This is a genomic window from Burkholderia sp. SIMBA_051, from assembly GCF_046534915.1.
GTDB lineage: Bacteria > Pseudomonadota > Gammaproteobacteria > Burkholderiales > Burkholderiaceae > Burkholderia > Burkholderia ambifaria.
On the sequence record NZ_JAWRXS010000118.1, the window covers coordinates 1 to 330 of the forward strand.

The 330-nt window shown below is 67.3% G+C and carries 1 protein-coding gene; it reads right to left on the minus strand.

The window, feature by feature from the left end:
• The coding region (locus tag SB771_RS33815; protein ID WP_410721895.1) for a sensor histidine kinase at positions 1-330 on the minus strand (330 nt) is incomplete at both ends.

The window sequence follows — 330 nt, forward strand, 5'->3', positions numbered from 1 at the left end:
CTGCAACACCTGCACGAGACGCGTCATGTCGCCGCGCACGACCACCGGTTCGCGCGGCAGGTTCGTTACAACGGTCTGCGAATGCGCGTCGGTAAACGGCCGCGCCGCTTCCATGCCGCGCGCCACCACCTCGCCGAGATCGACGCGGCCAATGCGCAACTCGACCTTGTCCGACATGATCCGGCCGATGTCGAGCAGATCGTCGACGAGCCGCGTGAGATGCGTGACCTGGCGATCGATCAGATCGCGCGAGCGCGCCAGCGTGGGACTCACTCCCGCCTCGATCTGCATCACGCCGATCGCGTTGCGCACGGGCGCGAGCGGATTGCG